Origin of the sequence: Candidatus Njordibacter sp. Uisw_056 (assembly GCF_047730085.1) — a bacterium.
Lineage (GTDB): Bacteria > Pseudomonadota > Gammaproteobacteria > Pseudomonadales > Balneatricaceae > Njordibacter.
The window spans coordinates 2,150,586-2,174,865 of sequence record NZ_CP159830.1 but is presented as its reverse complement, the minus strand read 5'-3'; the positions used below and the strand labels follow the sequence as shown (position 1 = coordinate 2,174,865).

Genomic DNA, 24,280 nt, shown 5'->3' with positions numbered 1-24,280 from the left:
AATTAGCGAATCTCTATGTAGGCTTGATTGCGAATTTCACGTAGCCAGTTCTCTAGCTCATTAGGAAATTTGCTTTGGTTAATGGCTTGCTTAGCTTTAAATCGTAAGTTTGCTTGGCCAACGTCTTGGGTTCGCCGCTCTACTACTTGTAGCAAGTGCCAGCCATTTTTGCTTTGTATGGGCTCGCTCAGTTGTTCTATCGCAAGCAAGTCCAATGGTGTTTGTAATATAGCCGGTAGTTGGTTTGCATTTAGCCAGCCCAAATCGCCTCCACTGGGTGCTGAGTTATCGTCGTCACTAAAGGTACGGGCAAGATCATAAAAATCACCACCATCAATCAAGCGTTGATGCAGTTCATTAATGAGTGCTTTTGCTTCGCTGGGCGAACGAATTTCATTAGGCAAAATCAATAGGTGGTTGGCTTTAGTTTGAGCTGCTGTTTGAATGCTCACACCGCGCTTGTTAATTAAGGTAATGACGTGAAAACCACTACTATTACGAATAGGTACACTAACTTCGCCAACCTTCATAGCCTTAATGGGTTTAGCAAATAGCTCAGGAAGCTGGCTGCCTTTGCGCCAACCTAAGTTACCTCCTTTAAGTGCATTGAGTGCATCAGAATAGGTTGCAGCGGCGCTGCTAAACGCTGCACCTTGGTCTAAAGCGATATTGAGCGCCTTTAGCTTCTGTTTTGCTAATTCAAGTTCTTGAGCATTGGGTTGTTCACTTAAACTAATCAAAATATGGCCAATTTCATATTCAGTATCGGCAAGCTGCTGGCCTTGATTTGAGGCCAAATACTTATCTATTTCGTGCTCACTAACGCGAATGCGTCGGTTAACAGAGGTGGTTTGGATTTCATTAATGGTTAATTTCTGGCGAATTTTAGCCCTAAATTGAACCATGGTGTCGCCAGTATTGGCTATGGCCTGTTCAAGTTCAGTCAGAGATAGCTTATTGCTCTTAGCAATGCGTCCTATGGCTAAATCTAAGCTTGGGTCGGCTATATACACGCCCTCTTTTGTGGCTAACTGCAACTGCAGGTTCTCAATAATGAGCTGGTCTAATACCTGACGCGTTAGAGCCACTAGTTCTGGTGCTTTAGTATTGTTTTTGGAAAGCTGTTGTTGCACCAGCACAACCCGGCTAGTTAAATCGCTTTGCAATACGATGTCATCATTAACAATAGCCGCAATACTGTCGAGCTGTTTTGCTGCGAAAACGCAGGAAGACGATGCCAAGCCCAAGGCTAAACCCAGGGTCACGCCCCATTTACTGAGTGTATTCATTGTAGCCCGTAATTCCTTTCATAAAATCTGCCATGCGCACTTTGTTGCCGCTGGTCAATTGTTTATCGCTTTGGCCTAAGCCCTTGAGAGAGAGCTCAAAAAATATGCCGTGTTCAATGCCTTTGGCTTGGTCTACTAACCAATAGCGGTTAACAAAACGGCCTTTCCAGCAGCAGTTGCTATACTCCACACCCAAAATTTCATCTTGTAGTTGTTGGTTGCGTATATCTTCTTTGCGCTTAGCTATTAAGGTCCACTGAGGTGCTAAAGGCCAAATTAAAGCCACTTCACCTTGTTGAGTGTTGTCCAAGGTTTCGGTGTATTTCAGGTCAATAATTTTGTTATTGTTTATCTGGTATTTCATGGTTGCGCTGGTGGCTTCAACATTACCAGATTTGGGGCTCCAGTCTATATTTAAACTAGAACTCCATTGGGGTGTAAATTGGTAGTTCATGTGACCATAAATTGGTGAAAAAGTTTCAGTGTCTGGGGTGCTAGTGCTGCTTAACTGTACTTTACGGTCACTAAAATAGTGGATTTGGGTCATGGATAGCTTGGCTTTTTGCCAGCCTTTGGCACTTAAAAATTGGCTATCTAGCCCAAGAGTGACGCGATTAGTGTCACCGATTCGATCATAGCCACTAAATCGGTTGGGCTGATACAAAGGTTTGCTGCTAGCACTGGTATCAAAAATAGCCAGGTCATCTTGCTGTTGATAGGGGCTGTAGGCGTAATAAAACCTAGGTTCAAGCGTTTGCATATAGCCGTCTGAAAGGGATCGTTCAAATAACAAGCCACTGTCGATTTCTAACTGAGGAATAACCCGAGTATTGCTTGCGGTAATTGCTGATGGGGTGTCTTTAAGTTGGTAATTAGTAATAGGTAGGCTAATTTTGGGTTTGATAAAGCTGTAGTCATTCACCCAAGACGTCGTTAAATTGGGAAGCAGGTGTGTGCGGGTACCCGTAATTTTGTTGCGGCCAGTTAAGCCAGAACTGTCTCTTGTAAAACGGCTTAAATCGACACTGTAGTTAGCCCTAAAGGGTTGTTCTTGCTGGTTCATCAACACACCACCAGTGATGGTTGCGTGGGGCAGTTGGTCGTAGGCTGGTATGCCAGCAGTGAGATTCTGATGAGTAACAATGGCTAAGCTGGCCTTGGCTAACACAGGTGTTGTGCCTTGGTAGTCAATCTTAGCATCACTATTAATGGAACTTCGCTCTGCGGTGGTTTGGCTTAAACCATAATCGTTAAAAATTTCCCCGTCACTTACCCGCTTAATATGAATTGAGGTAGAAAAACTAGCATTAATTTTGGCGTTAAGGTTATATTCCGTTAACCATCTATTTTTGTTTGTGTCTGGGTCTTCAATAGCCCAGTTAACATACAAGTCCTGCGTACTGTCTTTGCCTAGTTGCCTAAGCTTTGCGTCTATGCTGGTTCCGTGGAGTTCAGTGAACCGAGGCGTAACCAATGCATCATAGTTGGGTGCTAAGTTAAAATAATAGGGCGTTGTTATATCTAGCCCCATCCGTGATGAACTCACTAAAGTAGGAAACAAAAATCCAGATCGGCGCTGATCATCTATGGGGAAGCTCATCCATGGTAAGTAAAACACTGGTACAGTACCAATTTTTAGGATGGCATTTTGAGCCTCACCAAAGCCCAATTTTGGGTCTAGATCTATCTTGTTGCTGTGTATTGCCCATGCGTTATCGTTTGGGGGACAAAACGTAAAACTGCCCGTATTCATGGTGACGGTATCATCACTGTGGTAGTCAATAGACTGAGCCGTAGCTCTGAGATCACTGCTAGGCAGGGCAAGTTGCGCTTGGTTAAGCTGAGCTTCCGAATTGGCCATGTTAAAACTGGCATCGCTGCTTTGAACAATCATGTTTGGGCGGCGAAACTTCACATGCCCAATAATATCAACAGAACTATTATTACTATTAAACCAGGCGGCGTCACCGGTGACCGTCTGTTTTCCCTGACGCAGTTCTACATTGCCCTTCAGGTGAGTAATGCCTTGTTGGTATTCACTAGAATCAGAATTGCTGTATAAGGGCTGTTCGCCAGGGGCCAAAGATTGTTCCAAAGAAGGTGCCTGATAGGGCAGATAGTACCCAGAGCAAAAGTTTGCAGGGGTGGCGCTCTTTGGTTGCCAGTCAAGGCTAATTGGTTCGTGGCCTGCAGTTGCAAGCTGACTGAGGCCGCAAGTCACTAGGTAGACGAACATCAGGCGAAGACTTTGTGCTGGTATATACATTGGCAAAAGAAACCCAGTGTTTGTGAACCAAAAATTTGGTGCGTCTATATAGATAAAGCCTAAGTTTAAACCAAATATTCAAAGATAGGTGCTTCTAATGGGCTGGAATAGACTAAAAGTATCGATTTAGTTAATTTATAGTGGCTCAATGTAGCGCTTAAGGCCTTGGCGATTTATTATAGGGGCAAGTTTTTAACCACAGGTGAATATGTGAATACTTACAGCTTTGGCGCAAATATGGCACGCCATAGAACAGGATTAGTACTGGGTGCTCTAATAGGCCTAACAGGCGGGCCTTCCGGGATGCTGTTTGGCGCTGCCATTGGCTATTACTTGGATAAATTAATTCGTAGTGTTGCTGGGGCGGAAAACTGGACTCAAGCTAAAGCTCAGACCGCTTTTTTTGACGCCACTTTTTGTGTCATGGGCAAAATTGCCAAAGCAGATGGGCAAGTCACGGCTTTAGAGATTCAGTATGCAGAAGCTGTAATGACCCGAATGCAGCTGTCAGACGTTTTGCGCAAGCGTGCCATAGAGTGCTTTAGTCAGGGTAAAGAAGATGCTTTTGACCTCGGCCAAGTGCTGGAACCGCTGCGACGAGCCTTGGTGAACAATGCCTCGGTTAAACAGATGTTTATTGAAATTCAGCTACAAACAGCCCTAGTTGATGGCGATTTTAGTGCCGCAGAAGGTCGTATTCTTGGGGAAGTGTGCCAGCTTTTAGGTGTGACTCAACAAGAGTTTGAAGCTGTTGCTCAGCGCATGAAGGCTGAACAGTCATTCCATCAAGGGGGTGGGCAAGGTCAGTTTGAAGGGTCTGGCAATGCCGGTCTCACTCAAGCCTATGGTGTGCTTGGTGTAAAGCCAGATTGTGATGCCAAAAGCCTTAAAATGGCCTATCGAAAGCTCATGAGTCAGCATCATCCAGACAAACTAGTTGCCCGTGGTTTGCCTGATGAAATGATGCTTATAGCGAAACAAAAAACCCAAGAAATTCAAGCTGCTTACGACGCAATAAAGAAGTCTCGTAAGTAATTATTTTGATCTTATATACTGGAATATGACCCCATGGTTGATTTTAAAATAGCACCCTCTATTTTAGCTGCAGATTTTGCTCGTCTGGGCGAAGAGGTTGACACTGTGTTGGCAGCAGGTGCTGATATTGTGCACTTTGATGTAATGGACAACCACTATGTGCCTAACCTCACTATTGGGCCTATGGTGTGCAAAGCATTGCGTAATCATGGCATTACGGCGCCAATTGATGTGCATCTAATGGTGCAGCCGGTAGATCATATGATTGAAGAGTTTTTAGCAGCCGGAGCTAGCTATATTACCTTTCACCCAGAAGCTAGTGATCATATAGACCGGTCCTTACAGATTATTAAAGACGGGGGTGCTAAGGCCGGTTTAGTATTTAACCCTGCAACTCCATTACATTACTTAGATCATGTGATGGATCGGCTAGATATGATTTTGTTAATGTCAGTAAACCCTGGTTTTGGTGGGCAAAAATTCATTCCCTCTACACTGGATAAGTTACGCTTGGTCCGTCAGCGTATCGATACCTCTGGATTAGATATTCGCCTTGAAGTAGACGGTGGTGTCGGCGTGGCGAACATTGGCGAGATTGCCCGTGCTGGTGCAGATACCTTCGTAGCAGGCTCGGCTATTTTTAATACCGATAATTATCAGGCGACCATTGATCTAATGCGCAAAGAGCTGGCTGCTAGCTGATTAAATCTAATGATTTCATTGTTTAATACGCTTGGTTTTGAGCCAAAATTAGTATTGTTTGATTTGGATGGTACGCTGTTAGATAGCCTGCCAGACCTCTACTCGGCAAGCTTATCTATGGCTAATTCACTTAAAATTACTCCGCCTAGCTTAGCTCAAGTTGAGCAGTGGATCGGTAATGGTGCTGCGGTATTAGTTCAAAGGGTTCTGGCCAACCAATTCCAACCAGTTGCGGTAGACCCTAGGTTCGACCGCGCACTCGCATTATTTATGGATGCCTATCAGCACTTAGCTAGTCGTCAGAGCAGGCTTTATAGTGGCGTTGAAGCTTTATTGAGTGAGCTGCATCAACACCAAGTGATGCAAGGTGTGATTACTAATAAGCCCAGCCGTTTTACTGAGCCTTTGTTGTCTCAATTTGGCATATTGCATTATTTTGATTTAGTGTATTCGGGTGATCGTTTCACTGAAAAAAAGCCCCACCCCATGCCATTGTTAAAAGCGGCCCAACAAATGGGCCTTAGCCTTGAGGAGTGCTTAATGGTGGGTGACTCCAGCAATGACATAAATGCAGCGAAGGCTTGTGGTATGCCGTGTTTAGGTGTGAGAGGAGGCTATAACCATGGCCGTGATGTAGCAGAGTGTCAGCCAGATTGGGTTGTCGACCACCTGTAAATTAACAGGGCGTTCAAATACACCTTGGCAACCCTTTATCTCTGTGATAGTGTACTAGTACATTGATGCATTTTTGGCTGCCTAACACCATCACTACTTCTACTCAAAAACCCATGACCACTGTCGTTGATTATCTACTGACTCAGACAACCGTAGAACAAATGTCAGCGGCACTTGAGGGGTTATTGACGCCATATGAACAACAAGAACTAATTAATCGATTACAAATTTTCGAACTGCTATCTCAAGGTGTATCGCAACGCCAAGTAGCGCAAAAACTCGGAGTGGGTATAGCCACTGTTACCCGAGGTTCTAGAGCCCTTCAAGCTGGAAGTTATAAAATTGACACGTCCAAATAAAATAAAAATGGCACGCAAGCCAAGCTATGCAACCGTAACATCAAGCTGTGACTTTTTTGAGTTGTTTAAAAAAATAGAGCAGCGCTTTGATACCTGTTATATGCTCGAATCTTTGGGAGAAGATAGCGATATCTCGCGCTATTCGCTTATTGGTTTTGACCCAGAGCAGATATTTTGGGCCAATGGCAAACAGCTTAATATTAGGGATCGTGAAGGCAATGTTCAGTCTTATGCCAGCGACAACCCGTATTACCTTTTGCGTGATATTGTGCCGCAAAACATTATTAGCCGCCGCTATGCTGGTGGTTTAACAGGCTATATTGGCTACGATGCCATGAATTACTTTGAACCAAGTTTAAGCCTCACCACTAGTGACTCGTTTGATGCGTTTAAATTTGGTTTATACAAAGATGGCCTAATTTACGACAAGATGACAGGAGAATTAATATACTTCCACTATGAAGACAATCGGATCGCTTTAATTGAAGCGCTTATTGGTGATCCAACCCCCATTATTGGTGGCCTAAAGATAGTGCCTCAGGGTGAGGACATGACCCGCGAACAGCATGCCACCGCTGTTAAAAAGGTAAAAGCAGACATAGTAGAGGGTAAGATATTCCAGTGCGAAGTAGGCTTTAAGTACCGCTTTGACATGCAGGGTGAAAGTATTAATTTATACCAACAGTTACGTGTAATTAACCCTTCCCCACAAATGTATTACATTAAATTTGCTGAGCAAAAGGTCATTGGTGCAAGCCCGGAGCTACTGTTTCGCCTGCGCCAGGGTGAGATGGAGACTTACCCGCTAGCAGGCACTACCAAACGTGGTGCTACCCCAGAAGAAGACACTGCTTTGGCGCGGGCTTTATTGAACGATCCCAAAGAAATTGCCGAGCACAATATGATTGTTGACCTTCACCGAAATGATATTGGCCGAGTGGCCCGTTTTGGTACGGTTAAGGTACGTAGTTTGATGGATATTAAACGGTTTAGCCACGTGCAGCATATCTCCAGTGAAATTGTAGGCATCATGGCAGAAAATGAAGACATGTTCTCGGCGTTAGCTAGTAATTTTCCAGCAGGCACCCTAACGGGCGCTCCTAAAATTGAAGCTATGAAAATTATTGACGACTTAGAATTAGATGGCCGCGGTCCTTATGGTGGCGCAGTAGGCCACTTTGGTTTTAACGGAGATTGTACCTTTGCTATCCCTATTCGCACGGTATTTGCTAATGGCTCAAAAGCGTATGTGCAAACCTGTGGTGGTAATGTCTTTGATTCAAATCCAGAGGATGAATACCAGGAAATACAACGTAAGTTTGCCGGTACACTTAAAGTGTTAGAGCAGTTTATGGAGATTAAGGTATGAGCCAAACAAAAATAAAAGGGAAGTTCACCGTCTATTTGGTCGATAACTACGATTCCTTCACCTACAACCTTTACCAATATATCGGTGAAGTACTTTCAAGCGCCAAGTTAAATGGTGAGATAAGTGACTTTGAAGTTATTGTTGCCCGCAACGACCAAGTTACGGTAGCTGATATTGAGGCTGCTCATACGGATAGAATTATTATTTCACCAGGCCCAGGGTCTCCAGCAGATGAGCGCTACTTTGGTGTGTGTGCAAACGTGATTACAGAATTAGGACCGAAAATCCCACTGCTTGGTGTGTGTCTGGGTATGCAAGGCATTGTGCATTGTTTTGGTGGCAAAGTGGTGAAGGCACATTTGCCAATGCACGGTAAAATTAGCCCCATCAGTCACGATGGCAATGGTATTTTTGAAGACATTCCAGACCAACTAGAAGTCATGCGTTACCACTCATTAATGGCCCAAGCGGAATCTATACCAGACTGCCTGCAAGTCACCGCAGTTGTGGGTGAGTTTGGTTCAGAAAGTTATGAAATTATGGGTGTAAAGCATAAACTGTTTCCGATTCAAGGCATTCAATTTCACCCAGAATCTTTTGCTACAGAAGGCGGTAAAGAACTCATGAAGAATTTTCTACTCGGTGATTAATCATTCAAGGCCAGCTCAATTGTGGGTTTAAAGCTGACCTATTATTTCAGTCCTATGACGCAAAAGACTTAACCTAATTAAACAAGATAGGTCGATGCTGATGTGGTGCCGCCTCGTCCGGTCCAGTTGGTATGGAAGAACTCCCCCCTTGCTTGATCAATTCTCTCATAGGTGTGCGCACCAAAATAATCACGCTGGGCCTGCAGTAAGTTGGCAGGCAAGCGTGCTGTGCGGTAACCATCGTAATAGGCCAGCGCCGAAGCCATGGCGGGCATGGGAATGCCGAGCTTAACCGATTGCATAATTACCCGCCGCCAAGCCGCCTGTGCTGTCTCGATGGCCTCCTTGAAGAAGCCATCGAGCATTAGGTTAACCAGTTCGGGATTATGATCAAAGGCTACCTTAATATCATCAAGAAAGACCGATCGAATGATACAGCCACCACGCCACATTTGAGCGATCTGGCCATAATTTAGATGCCATCCATGTTCAAGGGCTGACATTCGCAATAGCTGGTAACCTTGAGCATAGGAGACAATTTTTGAGGCATACAGTGCCTGCTGTAAATCTTCAATAAATGCCGTTGCGTCACCCTCAAAAACCATCGATGGCCCACTGAGTTGTTTGGCAGCTTCTACTCGTTCGTCTTTTAATGCCGATAAGCAACGGGCAAAGACCGCTTCGCCAATGAGGGTCACAGGTTGACCAAAATCTAGCGCAGTGACCGCAGTCCACTTCCCCGTTCCCTTTTGTCCAGCAGCGTCAAGAATGTGATCGATGACAGCCTCACCATGACTAGTTTTGTAGCCTAAAATATCTGCAGTAATTTCAATTAAGTAGGAGTCAAGAACCCCATTATTCCACTGTTTAAACACATCGTGCATGGCCTCATTAGACAGTCCAAGCCCATCTCTGAGCATCTGGTAGGTTTCGCAGATCATCTGCATATCGCCATATTCAATGCCATTGTGAACCATTTTCACAAAATGCCCCGCGCCATCATCGCCTACCCATTCACAGCAGGTTTCCCCATTACCTGTGGTTGCAGCAATAGTTTGGAAAATGGGTTTAATAGCAGGCCATGCTGCTATCGAGCCTCCAGGCATAATTGAAGGCCCCAACAATGCACCTTCTTCGCCACCAGACACACCCGCACCAATATAGTAAAGGCCCTTACTTTCAACATAGCTGCAGCGCCGAATGGTATCGGGATAATGGCTGTTACCACCATCAATAATAATATCGCCTTTATCAAGAAAGGGCACTAGCGACTCGATGACATTGTCTACCGCCTCACCAGCCTTGATCAACATCATAATTTTACGGGGCCGTTCTAGACTGTCACAGAGTTTCTCAATGCTCTGGCAGCCGATAATATTTTTATCAGCACCCCGCCCTGAGATAAAGCGGTTTACTTTTTCCATGGTCCGATTAAATACAGCAACAGTAAACCCTTTACTCGTCATATTTAACACTAAGTTTTCACCCATAACGGCAAGGCCAATTAGCCCAATATGTGCCTTCATATTAATATCCTGTGTATTGCTCAGCGTTGATAAATGACCATCTTACCATGAGCCACTTAGGTGCTATTGATTTTTTGCACTATAAAACTCACACCTTTGTGCGCCATTGCTGAAGCCAATAAAGGCCTTCGTCTATGTTAGTTCTGGGCGTATATTCAGCACCAAAAGTGCCATCATCACCTAATTGCTGTACCTGACTAATTAGACTTCGATAATCAATTTCTCCACCGATGGGTTCCCCGCGGTCAGGTAGAATATTGAATCTGCATGGTGAGCGTATGGTAACGCGCAATTTTGAACCAGGTGGACGTTCTTGGTCGCAATTAAAAGACATTAACAATGCCTTAAACCTAGCCCAAGAAAATCGACTTAATCTACTTTTAGCGCAATGTGTAGAAACCGCATATCACAGTTTGGTTAATGATTATAAGGGTGGAGAGCTTGATCATTCTGTGTATTATTTATGGTTAGAACACACCCTAGAGCCAGACCAAGGGTAAGCCAATCGTTAACTAATTTGGCCAATAGCAGGGTCCATAAAATTGGCCATGCCACCTCATGCTTATTCAAACTTTTGTTAATTTCCCAGTACACCATGATGTGTGGCGTTGAGGCTTGCTAGATGATAAATGATGACCTTAGTAGCAAGCTAATTGTTCAGTGTAACCCAAGCTATTATGCCAGCTTGGTCTAGCCCGCCAAGATCAGCATCCACCATAGCTTGCCATTGACTCAGGCTGGTGTTGTTAAGGGGCAATTGTAGTTGGCTTTGTGCCGCTAGGTCTTGGGCCTGTTGTAAGTCTTTAAGCTGAGTGGCGGCGCGAGCACCTGGGGTAAAGTCTTTGTCGATCATGCGCTGGCCATGAATTTGTAAGATTTTGCTATCAGCAAAGCCACCCCCTAAGGCAGCTCTGACCTTAGCTGGATCAGCGCCATTTTTTTGTGCTAAGAAAAGCGCCTCTGCAACGATATTAAGGGTTGCACCTACAATCATTTGATTGGCTGTTTTAGCCAATTGGCCACAACCGACATCTCCCACATGGGTGGTTTTTTTTGCCATAACATCGAATAAAGGTTGAGCCCGTTGGAGCTGACTGAACTGTCCTCCAGCCATGATGGATAGGGTGCCTTGCTGCGCACCTATTTGGCCACCAGATACTGGAGCGTCCATATAATGAGCGCCCTTTGCTTGGGTTTTATGAGCTAGCTTTTGGGTAAGGTCAAAACGGCTGGTGCCCATATCAATGATCAAACAGCCGGTGGCCATAGGTTCTAATAGCCCTTGTTCACCTGCCAATACGTCTTCTAGAGAAATAGAATCGGTCACGCACACAATAATAATACCGCTTTTTACCTTTCTCGCTAACTCTGCTGGGGTGTGTGCGTAGGTGGCACCAAGTGCTATTAATGGTTCTGCTTTGGTGGCTGTACGGCTATGAATACACAGGTCATAACCAGCATTAAGTAGTTGTGTAGCCATGGCTTGGCCCATTAAACCAAGACCAATGAAACCTACGGGTGGGGTTGTGTTCATGATGAGCTGCCCAGATATGTGAACTGAAGTTAGCCCTATTATCCCTGTGCCAAAGCTGTGTGCCAACCTGTCTATGCTATTTAATGAGTTACCATTTTTGCAGCGCCATCAAGCGGCGGTAGATCACTGATTTGTGGGCGTAGAGTGCCTCTTTGCTTGTGGGGTCAATATTGATGGGGCGGCCCGTGTAATCCACTAGTGTGGCGTACTGCAGGTGCTTGTTAATACCAGCACGCATTATTGGCTAGTGGGTAATCGTGGTTTGGCACGTGATATTAATTGGCAATAGGATTTTCAGCAATCGTTTAAATAGGCGTCGGACTATGCATTAGCAATGGGCAAGCCCTTGGTACATATGATGGCTGAATTGGGGGTCCATGGAGTGAGCTTTGAACCCGCCGAAGGGCGGTATGTGAACAACCTAGGTTGGGCGGTAACCGAAGCCAATAAGCTAGGCCTCTAATTTGATGTTTTTATTACCAAAAGCATTAGGGCAGCGCTCTAAAACAGTTTAAAAACTATTGCCTTACTTCTTTCATGTGCAGGTTGTAGGAGTGCCATGAACCTGATAATGGAGAGCTAGATGAGACTTCGGTATTGATTACCCTGAAGGCGTTTGCATATCAAGGCTATGTTGGATGTGAGTAGTGGCCCAAAGCCAGCACCCGCGCGGGCCTTGGTTGGATGTCATGCTAAAGCCTTAAACGTCTTTTACACTTTCCATCACTACGAAGGTACTGGTTTGCACCACATGGGGTAGGCTAGATATTTTTTCTCCCAACACGGCGCGATAACTCGCCATGTCTTTAGTCCTCACTTTTAACAAGTAATCAAAGCTAGCGGCGGTCATATGGCATTGCTCTATTTCGGCAATGGTGCACACAGCAGCATTAAAAGCTGCCAACGCTTTACTGTTAGTGGAAGCTAAGGTTACCTGCACAAACGCTACATGATCTAGCCCTAGCTTGGTTTTGTTAACTAAGGCTACATAGCCTGTTATAAAGCCTTGTTTTTGCAGGCGTTTGAGGCGAATTTGACAAGGCGTGCTAGATAACCCTACCTGTTCGGATAGGGCAGTAATAGTCATACGGCCATCTTTCTGCAGTGCTGCAATGATGGCTAGGTCGTGGCGATCTAGCTTATTCATGAGTTTCCCATTTTACCCTAGTGATGCTAAAGGTTGGTTTTTATTTAGTGAATATACCTATTGATAATATATATTGTAAATTATTTACCTATTTATATAAATAAATATAGTTGTTTATTGTCCTGTATGGTGAGTATGTAGTAAATTTATACTTCAATATGAGCCTAGAATGCCACGCTAAATACATCACTCTTTGGATTAACCATGGCTAATAACACTGCCGCACTGCCCAATAAAGAGCAGCTTCAAAATATTCGTTTAGGTATGCGTAGTGCCTATTTAGCGGATGAACAGGTGTGTATAGAATCCTTACTAACGGGGTTAGATTTAGCAGCAGAAACACGTGAAGTGATGTCTGCGCAGGCTGCTGAATTGGTGCGTCAGGTGCGTAATCACTCTAGCCCTACAATGATGGAAAAGTTCCTTGGCGAATATGGCTTAAGTACAAAAGAGGGTGTGGCACTGATGTGTATGGCTGAAGCCCTGCTGCGAGTGCCAGACAAAGCCACCATAGATGCATTGATTGAAGATAAGGTGCAAGCAGGGGATTGGTCGAGTCACCTTGGGCACTCCAACTCATCCCTCATTAACTCCTCTACATGGGCGTTGTTAGTAACCGGTAAACTTTTGGCACCAGTAGATGCAGACAAGCTAGGCTCTACCATGCGCAGCCTTGTTAAGCGTGTAGGTGAGCCTTTGGTCCGTAAGGCAGTGGCACAAGCAATGAAAGAATTGGGTTCTCAGTTTGTGTTAGGCCGCACCATGAAAGAAGCAACGCACCGCGCCAAAAAACTGACCACTCAAGGCTATACTCACTCCTATGACATGCTGGGTGAAGCGGCTCGCACCGCAGAGGATGCTGCTCGCTACTTTGATGCTTACAGTAAAGCCATTGCAGACCTTGCACCTCATTGTAACGATGATGATATTCGCAACAACCCTGGTATATCGGTAAAGCTATCGGCCCTGCACCCGCGTTATGAATGGGGTCAGCGTGATCGCGTATTAACAGAGCTAGTACCAAAGGTATTGGCACTAGCGTTGCAGGCAAAAGTTGCCAATATGGGCTTCAATATAGATGCTGAGGAAGCCGACCGTTTAGATATTTCCCTTGATGTGATTGCTGCTGTGTTAGCAGCGCCAGAGCTAGCCGGCTGGAACGGCTTTGGCATTGTGGTGCAGGCCTTTAGTAAGCGCGCGCCCTGGGTGTTGGATTGGCTCTATGAGCTAGCCAAAGGCTTAGATCGCAAGATCATGGTGCGCTTGGTTAAGGGCGCATACTGGGATGCAGAAATAAAACGCGCGCAGGTGATGGGTTTAAAAGGGTTTCCTGTATTTACCCGTAAAGCCAATACGGATTTGTCTTATTTAGCTTGTGCAAAACAAATACTAACGATGAATGATCGTATTTATGCTCAGTTTGCCACCCATAATGCCCACTCTGTAGCGGCCATTTTACAGTTAGCAGATGCTAGCCAAGCATACGAATTTCAGCGTTTACACGGCATGGGCGAGTCCTTACACGCAAGTGTAATGGCCCAAGGTGGTGTGCGTTGTCGGGTTTATGCACCGGTAGGTGCACACCAAGATTTATTGGCCTACCTGGTTAGGCGATTGTTAGAAAACGGCGCTAATTCCTCCTTTGTTCACCAGCTCGTAAACCCAGAAATAGCCCCAGAAACCATTGCTCAAGACCCTGTAAATGCGGTTTTAGAGCGCTTAGATCAGGGTTTAAGCTGTGGTAGTCATGCCATAGTGCAGCCCAAAGACTTATTTGCTCAGGAAGGTGGCAGTTTTAGAAAAAACGCCAAGGGCTGGGATATTACTGATGCACCGACAGTTGAAGGCATGCAAGTAGAGCGAGCTCACTTAGCCCAAGAACGCTGGCAGGCTATGCCTATTGTGGCTAATGGCTCAGGTGTAGAAGGCGCGCTTGAATGGGTGATCAACCCGGCCACAGACGACGAGCAGGTGGGGCAAGTGTTTTTGACCTCTAAAGAACAGCTTGAAGCTGCAATGGTATCGGCGCCTCAGGGGCAGGCTCAGTGGTTGGCCATGCCAATTGCACAGCGAGTGGCCTGTTTTGAGAAGGTAGCAGACCTGTATGAAGCCAATGCAACAGAACTGTTTGCGATCTTAACTAGGGAAGCAGGAAAAAACTGGCTAGATGCCGTAGGTGAGCTACGTGAAGCGGTAGATTTTGCCCGTTTTTACGCCCAAGAAATGGCAGCGACGCCTTATAACCAGGGCCTTGGTGTAGTGAGCTGTATTTCGCCGTGGAACTTCCCCTTGGCTATTTTTAGTGGCCAAATATTTGCTGCCTTGGCAGCGGGTAACGCCGTACTAGCTAAACCTGCAAGCCAAACCAATTTAGTGGCTTATCGCGCGGTGCAGCTCATGCACGAAGCGGGTATTCCTGCAGCCGCAGTGCAGTTTTTACCGGGTGGTTCTAAGGAGGTAGGTGCGCCTATTACCAGTGATGCAAGGGTGAGTGGTGTTTGCTTTACGGGCTCCACTCCCACGGCGCAACACATCAACCGTGTGATGGCGACACACTTGGCTGCAGATGCCGTGATGATTGCTGAAACTGGCGGCATTAATGCCATGATCGTAGATTCTAGCGCGCTTCCAGAACAAGTAGTACGGGACGTATTGGCCTCGGCTTTCCAAAGTGCTGGCCAGCGTTGCTCCGCTTTGCGTATGCTGTATGTGCAAGAAGACATTGCCGACAAAGTGTTACACATGCTTTATGGGGCAATGGATGAACTTACCATAGGCAACCCGTGGCATTTAAATACCGATATAGGCCCGGTAATTGATGCAGCTGCCAAAACTAAAATTGAAAAGCACATTACCGAACATGCCACCAAAGGCAACTTACTTAAGCAGCTTAGCGCACCAAAAGCAGGTTTGTTTGTAGGCCCTGCAGTTATTAAGCTTAATGGTATTGAAGACCTTAGCGAAGAGATTTTTGGCCCCGTATTGCATGTGGCTACCTTTGCAGCAAAAGGCTTAGCCAAGTTAATAGATACCATTAATGCGCAAGGGTATGGCTTAACCTTTGGTGTGCACACCCGTGTAGATGCGCATGTAGAACAGTTGGTAAAAGGTGTGCACGCAGGCAATACCTACGTAAACCGTAACCAAATTGGTGCCGTAGTGGGTAGCCAGCCATTTGGCGGTGAAGGCTTGTCAGGTACTGGTCCTAAAGCTGGTGGCCCTCAGTATGTGCAACGTTTACGTAAACCACAACTAGTGCAGGCAGCCACCCCATCAGGCAGTATTGTAAGCCTAGGGCAGGTTCAGCACGCCATAGATTCTCTATCTGCCAAAGCACTTGATCAATGGCAAAATAGCAGTGATCGTTTGTCTCAATTAACTCATGTGTTTGGTGGCCAAGCGAGTCGCTTACAAGACTTGTGCCGCAATGTAATATTGTTGCCTGGCCCAACAGGAGAATTAAATCAGCTCAGTACTGTTGCCCGTGGCATAGTGCTGTGTCTTGGGCCAGGTCGACAGGCTGCTTTGCTACAAGCGCAGACCGCACTGGCGCAGGGCAACGGTGTGGTGTTAGTCGCTAATGACCTCAACTTACCCAGCAGTGATCTGCCCTTAGTGGTGATTAAAGGACAGCTTTCAGCTACAGACATCACACAGTTGTCGGGCTATCATGCGGTAGCTGCGAATAGTCATGGGCCTTATCAACAACAACTAAGGCTGGCCTTAGCTAATAAGCTGGGTCCTCTGCTGCCACTGATTAGCGAAACTGCAGACCCTCAGCGATATACGATGGAGCGCCATTTGTGTATTGATACCACTGCCGCAGGAGGAAATGCGAGCCTCATCGCGGCAGGGGAATAATAGTATTTGAATTGGCTAATTAGGGGTTATAACGCATGATATTAGGCGCATACGGATTATTGTTGAAAAACCATATGCGCTTCGTATTGTTTGGTTTAATCACCGCTTTTGCCTCTTCTTTCGGGCAGACCTATTTTATTGGCATATTTGGCCACGCCATTCAGCAAGATTTTGCTATGAGCCACACTCAATGGGGTGGCATCTATATGGCTGGTACTTTGTTGAGTGCCTTATTATTGCCGGTTACAGGCAAATTGATTGATCAGGTGCCATTGCAACGGTATACGTTTTTTGTGGTTTTGTTTTTGGCGTTTGCCTGTTGGTTTATTACCCAAGTACACAGCTTTGCTTGGCTTGTTGTTGGGATATTTTTATTACGTCAATCGGGGCAAGGCTTAATGAGCCATGTGGCGTATACCACTATGGGCCGTTATTTTGAACAACAGCGTGGTAAAGCCACCGCAATGGCAGCGATGGGTTTTGCGGCAGGTGAAGCCGCATTACCAATCATTGCAGTCACAGCTATTGCAGCTGTAGGCTGGCGCTGGAGCTATATGGGTGTTGCTCTAGTTGCGCTGCTTATCATACTGCCTGCCAGCATGTGGTTGTTGAGAGGTCATCATGGACGTCATCAGGACTATGAGCAAAAGCTCAAGGCGCAAGAAGAGGCCTCACTGGATCAGGCCACCTCAGTCGCTAAAGAAACATCAGCTACTCAATCTGTTGAGAACCTTATCAATGCCAAGTCTTGGCGGCGCCGAGATGTGCTCAAAGACTATCGCTTCTACTTAATTCTACCGGGTGTATCGGCCACATCTTTGGTGAGTACTGCGCTATTTTTTCATCACCTTAATCTAGCTGATGAGAAAGGCTGGTCTCATACCTTTATTACGGGCAACTACCTGCTTTATTCACTCATAGCCACAGTTATGGCTGTTATTTCGGGACAACTAATTGATCGTTTTAGTGCGCTTTCACTCATGCCATTTACACTGCTACCTTTGGTTGCTGCGCTACTAATGATAAATTTAGTGGATAGTTATTGGGTTATTTGGCCTTATATGGTGTTCCTAGGCATAGGCTCAGGCCTAGCGCAAACAGCACAAGCTGCCCTTTGGCCAGAATGTTATGGGGTACGTTACTTGGGGTCTATTAAGAGCTTATATTGGACCTTTGTGGTGTTCGCTTCAGCACTAGGCCCGGTATGGTTAGGGTACTTGGTGGATCTAGGGTATAGTTTTCAGCAATCCGTTTTAACCATGGCGGTTTATCTGGTGTTAGCCACTGGGTTAATGATGCTAGGCTTAAGAAAGTTTCGTTTAGCTTAGGGCTAAGCATAGTTAGGTTTGCTAGCTTTCAGCGAGTATAATATTCACCAGTTAAACCAGTTACGCGGTTTGTTATCTTATCTCTCAATGGGGCTTTCCTGTGTTGTTAATGCTCGATAACTACGATTCATTCACCTATAACCTAGTGCGCTATTTTCGAGAACTGGGCGCTGAGGTTGTGGTTTACCGAAATGACGAAATTAGTTTGACAGAAATTGAACACTTAGCGCCAAGCCATTTAGTGGTCTCTCCAGGGCCATGCACACCCAACGAAGCTGGCATTTCTATGGCGGCTATAGCCCACTTTGCTGGAAAAATTCCAGTGCTGGGTGTGTGTTTAGGCCACCAAAGTATTGGTCAAGTATTTGGTGGTAAGGTGGTTCGTGCAGAGAAAGTGATGCATGGAAAAACCTCTATGGTGAGCCATGAAAATGTGGGTGTTTTTGCAGGGTTAGCCCAGCCTGTAGAGGTAACTCGTTACCACTCTTTAGTGGTAGACGCTGATTCTTTACCTGAATGTTTAGAAGCCACAGCGTGGAGTTTAAATGCAGCAGGTGCCAAAGAGGTAATTATGGGTATTCGGCATAAAACCCTTGATGTAGAGGGTGTTCAGTTCCATCCAGAATCTGTCTTAACTCATCAAGGCCATGCGCTTTTGGCTAATTTCCTCAAACGTTAATCGGTAACACAAAAAACACCTAGTTATTTACTAAATGAAGGTTATAAAGCCTGATTTTAGGCAGTGTTATTTGCTAAAGTAGTGCATCTTGACCATTTGCTTAGTTGAATAAGGGTTCTCCATGAATATGCAGCAGGCGATCGCAGCCGTTACCGACCGACAAGACTTAAGCCAAGCCCAAATGCAGGCCGTAATGAACCTTATTATGACGGGCGAAGCTACTCAGGCACAAGTGGGTGGGTTTTTGGTGGGTTTGCGCATGAAAGGTGAAACTGTAGACGAAATCACCGGTGCAGTTATGGCCATGCGTGCTTTAGCCGCTGGTGTAGAGGTAAAAGGTGAGCATATCATCGACACCTGCGGCACTGGAGGTGACAGCTCTGGCATATTTAATGTGTCGACAGGCTGTGCCTTTATAGCATCGGCAGCGGGTGCTCAAGTAGCCAAACATGGCAACCGTTCAATTTCCTCAAAGAGTGGCAGCTCCGACCTTCTTGAAGCGGCAGGTGTCGATATTATGCTTAAACCTTTTCAGGTGGAGCTGTGTATTGCACAATTAGGAGTGGGCTTTATGTTTGCTCCGGCGCACCATAGCGCTATGAAACATGCCATTGGTCCTCGGCGTGAAATGGCTATTCGAACGTTATTTAATATTCTAGGACCACTGACTAACCCAGCGGGCGCACCTCATCAGGTTTTAGGTGTGTTTAGTCGTCAATGGCAACGGCCTATGGCGCAAGTGTTAAGGCGATTAGGTAGCAAACACGTTATGGTGGTGCATTCTGAAGACGGCTTAGATGAAATTAGTATTGCCGCTCCTACCTATGTGGTGGAACTCAACAACGGTGAAATTACTGAATACACTATTGATCCCACAGACTACAACTTATCCCATAAAAGCCTAGATGCCCTAGTGGTTGACGATGCGATAGGTAGCCTAAAGCTGATTAAACAAGCGTTTGCTGGCGAAGTTGGTGCACCGTTAGACATGTTGCTGCTTAATGCCGGAGCAGCCATATACAGTGCAGACTTAGCGATAGACTTGGCGGCAGGCATTGAGCAGGCTAGAGCCGCTATTAGCAGCGGTGCAGCCCAACAAAAGCTCGAAGACTTAATTCAATTGACACAAGGGTTCAATTCTTAATGAACACGCCAACAGTACTTAAACGCATTGTTTCCCGCAAGCTCGAAGAGATCGCTCAGCGCCAGCAACACACCTCCATCGATGACCTAAAACTTAAAGTTGAAGCCAATCGAAGTGGTCCAATGGCTCCACGTGGTTTTACTAAAGCTATGCAAAAAAAATTAGCACAAGGCTTACCAGCGGTGATTGCCGAAGCTAAGAAAGCCTCGCCCAGTAAAGGTGTGATCCGTGAAAACTTTAACCCGGCAGCCATAGCTGCTAGCTATGAAGCGGGTGGGGCTGCATGTATATCAGTATTAACAGACGCTGACTTCTTTCAGGGCCACGAAGACTATTTACAGCTAGCGCGTGCAGCGTGTAACCTACCTGTTATTCGTAAAGATTTTATTGTAGACCCTTATCAGGTTTACGAATCTAGAGCGATTGGTGCAGATTGTATTTTACTCATCGTAGCCTGTTTGGAAGATCAGCAAATGCAGCAGTTGGCTCAGTTGGCTGAACATCTAGGCATGGATGTATTGGTAGAATCCCATGACGCGCAAGAGTTGGCCCGGGCCCTAACCTTGAGTACACCTTTAGTGGGTATTAATAATCGAAATTTACATACCTTTGAACTGACTCTGCAGACAACCTTTGACTTATTTTCGATGGTGCCAGAAAATCGAATAGTGATTACGGAAAGTGGCATCCATACTCCTGCCGATGTAACTTTGATGAAAAACCAAAAGGTGAATTCGTTTTTGGTGGGAGAGTCCTTTATGCGTGCTAGTGATCCTGGTGCAAAATTAGCCGAATTGTTCGGTTAATTAATGTTTAATAAAATAAATATAAGAGAGCATTAATTATGAAAAACTCATTACAGCCCCTAAGCCAAGCTCAACCTCAGTCTGAGGTTAAAGCTGCAGCATTTCCCGTTACTAAGCCGGTTCTTCGTGTGGCAAAGGCCGCGCTGCTAACAACACTAGTTGCTCTGGTGTGGGTGCTAAGTAGTACTTATGCTTTAGCTAACGGTGATCAAATTATTGGCTCCTGGATTACTCCAGATGACAAGGCAGTGGTAGAGATTTATCAACAGAACGGTGAGTATTTTGGTAAATTTGTGTCTTTAAAAGAGCCTCTTTACCCTGTAGGGCATGAGAGTGGATTAGATGGTCAGGTAAAAACTGATCGTAAAAATCCGGATGCCACGCAACATGAGCAACTGATTATTGGGTTAGTCATGCTTAATGGCATGAGCTACGTTGGTGAAAAGAAAGGCAAGCACAAGTGGCAAGGTGGCACCATATATGATCCAAGTAATGGTAAAGCTTACAAGTGCACCATTAAGCTCAGTGCTGATGGCACCCTAGATTTGCGTGGCTATATCGGTATTTCTTTGTTTGGTCGTACCCAAGTATGGCGTCCGCAGCAGTAACAACTATAGATTAATACATACATTAGGTAGTAGCGCATTATGGAAGCAAACGTTAGTTGGGCTGGTGGTGTTAGTTTTAATGCCGAATCAGGCTCTGGTCATAAAGTGACTTTAGATGGCCCACCTACTTCAGGGGGTAAAAACCTAGGCGCTCGACCGATGGAGTTAATGCTGATGGGGTTAGGAGGTTGCACAGCGTTTGATGTGATGACCATTCTTAAAAAAACCCGTCAAGATGTAACAGATTGTGTGGCACAGCTCAGTGCAGAACGCGCTGATGCAGTGCCGTCGGTCTTTACAAAAATCCATGTGCACTTTGTGGTGACTGGCCGTAATTTAAAACCTAAGCATGTTGCCCGTGCTATTAAGTTATCATCTGAAGAGTACTGTTCTGCTTCTATCATGCTAGAAAAGGGTGGCGTTGCAATAACCCATGACTATGAAATTATAGAGCTGGGTTCCTAACGTGAGTTCAACAAACATTAACGCAAATCGCTTTTGGTCACCCAAAGTACATAATCTACTGCCCTACGTGCCTGGAGAACAACCTAAGCTAAGTAACTTAGTGAAGCTTAATACCAATGAAAACCCATTCCCACCTTCCTCGAAGGTGTTTGCAGCAATGCAAGGTCAGCTGTGCGACTCATTGCGTCTGTACCCAGACCCCAACGCCACTGAATTATGCCAAAGTCTGGCCAAGCGTGCAGGGTTGGCAGTGGACCAAGTGTTTGTAGGTAACGGGTCTGATGAGGTTTTAGCCCATACCTTTCAGGCATTATTACAACACAGCGAACCGTTATTGTTTCCAGACATTAGTTATAGTTTTTACCCCGTGTATTGTGGGTTGTATGGCATCGACAAGCGCGAAGTGCCCCTAGCCGAAGACCTCACTATTAACGTAAATGACTATCAGGGGCCTAATGGCGGAGTGATCCTTCCCAACCCAAATGCGCCCACTGGTGAGTTACTTAGCTTAGTGGCCATTGGTCAATTACTTACAGCCAATCCCAATAGGGTGGTAGTGATAGACGAAGCGTATATCGACTTTGGTGGCCAGTCAGCTACACAACTGGTGCCACAATTTGATAACTTGTTGGTGGTTCAAACACTATCAAAATCGCGTTCTTTAGCCGGTTTAAGGGTAGGCTTTGCCTTTGGCCAAAGTCACCTAATAGACGCTCTAGAAAGAGTAAAGAATAGCTTTAATTCATACCCTTTAAGCAGCGAAGCTCAAGCCGGTGCTTTAGCAGCAATAGAAGATGAAGATTATTTCCAACAGACCTGCCAAGCCAATATTGAGCAGCGCGAGCAACTTGCAGGTCAGTTAAAGGCATTGGGCTTTAGCATGACTCAATCCCATGCTAACTTCTTATTCGTGACCCATCGATCTATGGAAGCAGCAGCTATTGCAGCGGCATTAAGGCAGCAAGGCATTATTGTGCGGCATCTTACTAATAGTCCACGCATCACTAACTACCTGCGTATTAGCGTAGGCAGCGCAAGTGATTGTGAAATGTTAGTGCAGGCTTTAACAGAGCTGCTTAGCAGTAGCTAACCGGTAAGCAAACATGCCTCTGCGTTAAGCACAAAACGCCCTGCCACCCATCAAATGCAGGTGAATATGGTACACCACTTGACCACCGTCAGGGTTACAGTTCATTTGCACGCGATAACCACCTTCTGCAACACCTGCCTCTTTGGCTAACTTAGCAGCCGTAAGCATCATGTGTCCAAGTAGGGCTTGATGCTCTGGGTTAGCATCGTTAAGTGTAGCGATGGGTTGTTTAGGAATGATTAAATAATGCACAGGTGCTTTTGGTGCGATGTCCTTAAAAGCTAAAACCTGCTCATCTTCATAAATAATATCAGCTGGAATCTCTCGGCTGATAATTTTATCAAAAATAGTACTCATAGTAGTGACCCAGTGTTAACAGGTTAATGAAGTTGTTCTCGAGCAATAGCCCTATAAGCGATATCACGGCGACAAAACTTGCCTTCCCAGCTGATTTTGTCGGCAAGTTCATAGGCGTTATGCTGAGCCTGGCCTACTGTATCGCCAAGCGAAACAGCACACAGTACCCGCCCTCCATTAGTAATCACCATTCCGTCTTCATTGAGAGCAGTCCCCGCATGGAATATCTTACTGGTATTGCCCGCTTCTTCGGGTAAGCTAATAACATCGCCTTTAGGGTAATTGTCTGGATACCCTTGCGCAGCTAAAACTACACCAACGGCTGGGCGGTCATCCCAGTAGGCTATAGTTTGATCTAGAACCCCCATTGTGCCTGCAATACAAAGCTCTACGATACTGTTCTTAAGTCGCATCATAATAGGTTGAGTTTCAGGGTCACCAAAACGGCAGTTAAATTCTAACACCTTAGGTGTGCCATCAGCTGCAACCATGATGCCTGCGTAGAGAAAACCTGTGTAAACATAACCGTCAGTAGCCATACCGTTAACAGTGGGCATAATGACTTCATCCATAATGCGTTTATGCATTGCTTCATCAACCAAAGGAGCAGGTGAGTAGGCCCCCATGCCGCCTGTGTTAGGGCCTTGGTCACCTTCGTCCCGTGCCTTGTGATCCTGACTAGAAGCTAGTGGCAGCACATTTTTTCCGTCTGCCATAACAATGAAGCTGGCTTCTTCGCCTATTAAAAACTCCTCAATAACAACACGGTTACCTGCCTCGCCAAAAGCATTACCTGCTAGCATGTCTTCCACTGCTGTACAGGCTTGTTCTACACTGTCTGCTAAAATCACACCTTTGCCTGCAGCTAAGCCGTCAGCTTTAACAACAATGGGAGCACCTTGAGCCTTAATGTATGCCACAGCGGGTGCAATCTCTGTAAAGGTTTCGTATGCTGCTGTTGGGATGTTATGACGTTTGAGGAAGTCTTTGGCATAGGCTTTAGAGCCCTCAAGCTGCGCAGCACCTTGAGTTGGGCCAAAGATATCCATGCCTGCAGCGCGAAATAGATCGACCACACCTGCAACTAGGGGGGCTTCAGGCCCAACAATGGTTAGATCTATATTATTGGTCTTGGCAAAGTGCAATAAACCCTCAATGTCCATCACATCGATAGCAACATTTTCGGTTTTGTTTTCTAAGGCGGTGCCCGCATTACCCGGCGCTACAAATATTTTGTGTACGCCTCGGTTTTTAGAGGCTTGCCATGCCAGTGCGTGTTCACGGCCACCACCACCAATAATTAATACATTCATGTTATTTCCTGTTGCTTAAGTGACTAGTTGTCTTGTCATTACTCAGTCCCGTGCGAACTATAGGATGCGCTGGGGCT

23 protein-coding genes are annotated in these 24,280 nt (G+C 45.7%); 15 read left to right on the top strand and 8 right to left on the bottom strand.

Annotated elements, in window-relative coordinates; all coding sequences use genetic code 11:
* Nucleotides 1–2: 2 nt before the first annotated feature.
* Entirely contained in the window at nucleotides 3–1,289 is a 1,287-nt protein-coding gene (locus ABXT60_RS10475; protein ID WP_443630097.1) for a peptidylprolyl isomerase, read from the bottom strand.
* A complete protein-coding gene (locus ABXT60_RS10470) occupies nucleotides 1,273–3,555 on the bottom strand; it encodes an LPS-assembly protein LptD (protein ID WP_443630096.1) in 2,283 nt (760 codons plus the stop codon). The genes ABXT60_RS10475 and ABXT60_RS10470 overlap by 17 nt, the downstream gene beginning before the upstream one ends.
* 210 nt (nucleotides 3,556–3,765) lie before the next feature.
* Between ABXT60_RS10470 and djlA the strand changes: the two genes are divergently transcribed.
* From djlA to ABXT60_RS10440, 6 genes are all read left to right on the top strand, one after another.
* Entirely contained in the window at nucleotides 3,766–4,590 is an 825-nt protein-coding gene (gene djlA, locus ABXT60_RS10465) for a co-chaperone DjlA (protein WP_443630095.1), read from the top strand.
* A 33-nt stretch (nucleotides 4,591–4,623) separates the two neighbouring features.
* The gene (gene rpe / locus ABXT60_RS10460; protein ID WP_443630094.1) at nucleotides 4,624–5,292 is read left to right on the top strand and encodes a ribulose-phosphate 3-epimerase; all 669 of its coding nucleotides are present in this window, start codon (nucleotides 4,624–4,626) and stop codon (nucleotides 5,290–5,292) included.
* Nucleotides 5,293–5,301: 9 nt separating this feature from the next.
* Entirely contained in the window at nucleotides 5,302–5,967 is a 666-nt protein-coding gene (locus ABXT60_RS10455) for a phosphoglycolate phosphatase (protein ID WP_443630093.1), read from the top strand.
* Between the two features lie 65 nt (nucleotides 5,968–6,032).
* Nucleotides 6,033–6,326, top strand: coding sequence for a Trp family transcriptional regulator (locus ABXT60_RS10450; protein ID WP_443630092.1), 294 nt, complete (start codon nucleotides 6,033–6,035; stop codon nucleotides 6,324–6,326).
* 7 nt (nucleotides 6,327–6,333) lie between these two features.
* On the top strand, nucleotides 6,334–7,695 hold the full coding sequence (locus tag ABXT60_RS10445; protein ID WP_443632096.1) for an anthranilate synthase component I family protein: 1,362 nt from the start codon (nucleotides 6,334–6,336) through the stop codon (nucleotides 7,693–7,695).
* Nucleotides 7,692–8,345 (top strand): anthranilate synthase component II, encoded by a 654-nt coding sequence (locus ABXT60_RS10440; RefSeq protein WP_443630091.1) that lies wholly within the window; start codon nucleotides 7,692–7,694, stop codon nucleotides 8,343–8,345. Before ABXT60_RS10445 ends, ABXT60_RS10440 begins: the two co-directional genes overlap by 4 nt.
* 77 nt (nucleotides 8,346–8,422) lie before the next feature.
* Here the strand turns inward: ABXT60_RS10440 and gnd are convergent, their stop codons facing one another.
* Nucleotides 8,423–9,871, bottom strand: coding sequence for a decarboxylating NADP(+)-dependent phosphogluconate dehydrogenase (gene gnd / locus ABXT60_RS10435; RefSeq protein ID WP_443630090.1), 1,449 nt, complete (start codon nucleotides 9,869–9,871; stop codon nucleotides 8,423–8,425).
* Between the two features lie 88 nt (nucleotides 9,872–9,959).
* Complete coding sequence (locus ABXT60_RS10430) at nucleotides 9,960–10,205, bottom strand: hypothetical protein (protein WP_443632116.1); 246 nt, start codon at nucleotides 10,203–10,205, stop codon at nucleotides 9,960–9,962.
* Between ABXT60_RS10430 and ABXT60_RS10425 the strand changes: the two genes are divergently transcribed.
* On the top strand, nucleotides 10,102–10,371 hold the full coding sequence (locus ABXT60_RS10425) for an NAD-binding protein (protein ID WP_443630089.1): 270 nt from the start codon (nucleotides 10,102–10,104) through the stop codon (nucleotides 10,369–10,371). The two genes, ABXT60_RS10430 and ABXT60_RS10425, sit on opposite strands and share 104 nt — an antisense overlap.
* 149 nt (nucleotides 10,372–10,520) lie before the next feature.
* Here ABXT60_RS10425 and ABXT60_RS10420 read toward each other — a convergent pair whose 3' ends face one another.
* Nucleotides 10,521–11,405, bottom strand: a complete 885-nt coding sequence (locus tag ABXT60_RS10420; protein ID WP_443630088.1) for an NAD(P)-dependent oxidoreductase — start codon at nucleotides 11,403–11,405, stop codon at nucleotides 10,521–10,523.
* A 700-nt stretch (nucleotides 11,406–12,105) separates the two neighbouring features.
* Nucleotides 12,106–12,552, bottom strand: a complete 447-nt coding sequence (locus tag ABXT60_RS10415; protein ID WP_443630087.1) for an Lrp/AsnC family transcriptional regulator — start codon at nucleotides 12,550–12,552, stop codon at nucleotides 12,106–12,108.
* A gap of 204 nt (nucleotides 12,553–12,756) precedes the next feature.
* Here ABXT60_RS10415 and putA point away from each other — a divergent pair, with 204 nt between their 5' ends.
* The 8 genes from putA (at nucleotide 12,757) to hisC (ending at nucleotide 22,533) form a co-directional block, all read left to right on the top strand.
* A complete protein-coding gene (gene putA, locus ABXT60_RS10410; protein WP_443630086.1) occupies nucleotides 12,757–16,413 on the top strand; it encodes a bifunctional proline dehydrogenase/L-glutamate gamma-semialdehyde dehydrogenase PutA in 3,657 nt (1,218 codons plus the stop codon).
* A 35-nt stretch (nucleotides 16,414–16,448) separates the two neighbouring features.
* On the top strand, nucleotides 16,449–17,741 hold the full coding sequence (locus ABXT60_RS10405; protein ID WP_443630085.1) for an MFS transporter: 1,293 nt from the start codon (nucleotides 16,449–16,451) through the stop codon (nucleotides 17,739–17,741).
* Between the two features lie 100 nt (nucleotides 17,742–17,841).
* Entirely contained in the window at nucleotides 17,842–18,420 is a 579-nt protein-coding gene (locus tag ABXT60_RS10400; protein WP_443630084.1) for an anthranilate synthase component II, read from the top strand.
* Between the two features lie 121 nt (nucleotides 18,421–18,541).
* The gene (gene trpD, locus ABXT60_RS10395; RefSeq protein ID WP_443630083.1) at nucleotides 18,542–19,564 is read left to right on the top strand and encodes an anthranilate phosphoribosyltransferase; all 1,023 of its coding nucleotides are present in this window, start codon (nucleotides 18,542–18,544) and stop codon (nucleotides 19,562–19,564) included.
* Nucleotides 19,564–20,370 (top strand): indole-3-glycerol phosphate synthase TrpC, encoded by an 807-nt coding sequence (trpC, locus tag ABXT60_RS10390; RefSeq protein ID WP_443630082.1) that lies wholly within the window; start codon nucleotides 19,564–19,566, stop codon nucleotides 20,368–20,370. The genes trpD and trpC overlap by 1 nt, the downstream gene beginning before the upstream one ends.
* 38 nt (nucleotides 20,371–20,408) lie before the next feature.
* Entirely contained in the window at nucleotides 20,409–20,978 is a 570-nt protein-coding gene (locus ABXT60_RS10385) for a DUF2147 domain-containing protein (protein ID WP_443630081.1), read from the top strand.
* A 39-nt stretch (nucleotides 20,979–21,017) separates the two neighbouring features.
* Complete coding sequence (locus ABXT60_RS10380; RefSeq protein WP_443630080.1) at nucleotides 21,018–21,443, top strand: OsmC family protein; 426 nt, start codon at nucleotides 21,018–21,020, stop codon at nucleotides 21,441–21,443.
* A gap of 1 nt (nucleotide 21,444) precedes the next feature.
* Nucleotides 21,445–22,533 (top strand): histidinol-phosphate transaminase, encoded by a 1,089-nt coding sequence (hisC, locus tag ABXT60_RS10375; protein ID WP_443630079.1) that lies wholly within the window; start codon nucleotides 21,445–21,447, stop codon nucleotides 22,531–22,533.
* 24 nt (nucleotides 22,534–22,557) lie between these two features.
* Here the strand turns inward: hisC and ABXT60_RS10370 are convergent, their stop codons facing one another.
* Complete coding sequence (locus ABXT60_RS10370; protein WP_443630078.1) at nucleotides 22,558–22,890, bottom strand: histidine triad nucleotide-binding protein; 333 nt, start codon at nucleotides 22,888–22,890, stop codon at nucleotides 22,558–22,560.
* A 23-nt stretch (nucleotides 22,891–22,913) separates the two neighbouring features.
* Nucleotides 22,914–24,203, bottom strand: coding sequence for a phosphoribosylamine--glycine ligase (gene purD / locus ABXT60_RS10365; RefSeq protein WP_443630077.1), 1,290 nt, complete (start codon nucleotides 24,201–24,203; stop codon nucleotides 22,914–22,916).
* Between the last annotated feature and the right edge of the window lie 77 nt (nucleotides 24,204–24,280).